Origin of the sequence: Mesorhizobium sp. M2A.F.Ca.ET.039.01.1.1, assembly GCF_003998035.1 — a bacterium.
Lineage (GTDB): Bacteria > Pseudomonadota > Alphaproteobacteria > Rhizobiales > Rhizobiaceae > Mesorhizobium.
The window spans coordinates 1-2,700 of record NZ_RZRY01000775.1 but is presented as its reverse complement, the minus strand read 5'-3'; the positions used below and the strand labels follow the sequence as shown (position 1 = coordinate 2,700).

Below are 2,700 nucleotides of genomic sequence, written 5' to 3'. Positions count from 1 at the left end.
ACAGACCGTTAACTGAGCTCGGGCGAATGCGTAGACGTGGGGACAAAGCTCTGGGACAGTTGGGAGGTTGATGCGCTCGTCGCGAACCCGGACGCGCCGGTCTGCCACACTAGTGGTCGTACGGAATCGGGCCCACGCTCTCGGTTAAAAAACTCAGGAGAAACATGATCCAAAAACCGAAGCTTTGGGAGCTCAGTTCCTGCCCCGCTTAGTGCCTATTTGTGTGCGCTATTCTGCCATACGCCTAATGAGATTGTCCCACCTGATCACCGTCCCTAACTTGGCTGAGATCGAAGCCAAAAGCTGTCAGTCAACAGGAGTGACCATGAAGAACCTTATGGGTGTCGTTGGGGACGGTGGAGATGGTAGACTGGTCATTGTCTCCAACAGGGTTGCGTTGCCCGACGAGCACGGGTCACTGCCCCCGGGCGGGATGGCCATTGCGCTGAACGCCGCGCTCCAGCAACGAGGCGGCCTTTGGATGGGCTGGTCGGGGAAGGTGAAAACCGAGAAGAACCAGGTGTCACCGACGATGCAGGAGGCCAACGGCATCACCTATGCCCTTGCCGATCTCTCGCAGAAGGATCTGGACGAATATTACTACGGCTTCGCCAACAGGGTTCTTTGGCCGATCTTCCACTGCCGTGTCGACCTCGCCGAATACAACGACGCGAGAAAGTCAGGATACTACCGCGTCAACCGACTCTTCGCAGAGTCTTTGATGCCGCTCCACCGCGAGGACGACGTCATATGGGTGCAGGATTATCACCTGATCCCTCTAGGGAAAGAACTGCGCGAGCGCGGCTGCCGCAACCGGATCGGCTTTTTCCTGCACATACCATGGCCGCCGGCGGACATCCTCGCCACCGTGCCGCTCTGCGAAGAATTACTGGAAGCGCTTTCGTTCTATGACCTTGTCGGCTTCCAAACCGACGACGATCTTGACAACTTCGCCGAATGTGTACGCCGCCGAAACTTAGGGCTGCTCATGAAAGACCGTAGCTGCCTAGTCAAAGGGCGGGAGTTCCGCTGCGGGGTTTTTCCAATCGGTATCGACACGGCCAAGTTCGAAAGCCTCGCAGAGCTGGCGACGCGCGACGGGGATCTGCAGGAAATTTACAAGAGGACTGCTGGCTGTGACGTCGCCATTGGTGTCGACCGATTGGATTATTCCAAGGGCATCGATCAGCGCATCGTGGCGTTTCGCCATTTCCTTGATCGTAACAGCCATCGCGTCCGCAAGACGCTACTGCTGCAGATTACCCCGAAATCCCGCGGGGAAATACCGGCCTATCTGGCGCTGCAAAAGCAGATCGCCGAACTGGTGGGAAGTGTCAATGGGGAACTTGGAACCATCGATTGGGTACCAGTACACTACACCAATCGTTCCCATGGCCCGTTGCAACTGGCCGGCCTCTATCGACTGGCACGCGTTGGCCTGGTGACGCCGCTCCGCGACGGCATGAATCTGGTGGCGAAGGAATACGTGGCTGCGCAAGACCCAAGCAATCCGGGCGTCCTCGTGCTCTCGCAATTTGCCGGCGCCGCTGGCGAATTGGAGGGAGCGGTGCTTGTCAATCCCTATGACCCAGAGGCTGTGGCGGCCTCCACGGAAAAGGCATTTCGCATGTCGCCCGACGAACGGAAAGACCGTTGGAACGCAATGAAGCACAGTCTCAACGGCCACGATGTCTATCGATGGTGCGACGGCTTTCTTGCTAAGCTGGAGGCGGAGGAATTGCCAGCATGAGGCTGATCGCGACCAAGTGAATCAGGGCAGCATTCCGGCCTCGCCGAGGCGTGGTTAATGTGCTGTGATAGCCCCGATGGCGATGACCGCAGACCAACTACCCAGTTAGGTTGTAGCCGATTGTGCTGGCACGGGAGCGAAGAGCTCGCGGCTGCGGCCAACTCATCAAACTAGTTAAGCCGATCCGCCATAAGGGCTCTTGTTGCCGGTTCCGTCGGTGTCGAGCATTCGACTGTCATCGCTTCGCTGATCGAGACCCCGTGTATTGAATATGTCGACCACCCGGTTGGCGACATTGCTGATGTGCTAAGCAGCATCGACTACACCGCACGCCAGATCTCAAGACGTAGCGTGAGCACATTGAACATTAAAACAAGAGGAAAAAGACATGGGTGAGCTCTCTTGCGGTTGGCAGCTTTCTTCAAACACGCGTGAGCGGCCACGACCGATTGTCGAGGGCGCTCGCGCCCCACGGCAACAGCAAATGTTGGCATCCATTGACCTGAATTTGCTGTTGTCTCTTGAGGCGCTGCTGGAGCACCGCAACGTTACGCATGCGGCTCGGCACGTGCGCTTGAGCCAACCGTCGATGAGCCGAGCGTTGACAAGGCTGCGCGGCATTTTCAATGACGACCTTTTGGTTCGCGGCTCGAGCGGCTTGGTCCCGACGCCGCAGGCCGAACGGTTGGCCCGAATGCTGCCGCCGGTGTTGGATGCGCTCCGCGGGATGGTGAACCGCCAAGGGGAATGGCGATCAAAGACAATAATGGCGATACCCGACCATCAAGCCCTGATCTTGCTGCCGCCTCTCCTACCCCTGCTGCGCGAGCACGCGCCCAATCTCGATGCAGATTCCGACGATTTACCGGACGGCATTCCGATCAAAAGCCGGACGCGATTCCGAGAATTGACCGGACGCGATTCCGATTAAAAACCGGACAGTTTTGAAG

General features: G+C 57.8%; 1 protein-coding gene and 1 pseudogene. Both read left to right on the top strand.

Annotated features, from left to right (window positions below):
• The first annotated feature begins 325 nt into the window (after nt 1-325).
• Entirely contained in the window at nt 326-1,750 is a 1,425-nt protein-coding gene (locus EOA24_RS33465; RefSeq protein WP_245501911.1) for a trehalose-6-phosphate synthase, read from the top strand.
• A 484-nt stretch (nt 1,751-2,234) separates the two neighbouring features.
• Nucleotides 2,235-2,615, top strand: a pseudogene (locus EOA24_RS33460) (LysR family transcriptional regulator); the annotation flags it as partial.
• Nucleotides 2,616-2,700: the final 85 nt, after the last annotated feature.

Coding starts and splice junctions, on each gene's coding strand:
- EOA24_RS33465 (WP_245501911.1), top strand. CDS start 326: ATGAAGAACCTTATGGGTGTCGTTGGGGACGGTGGAGATGGTAGACTG.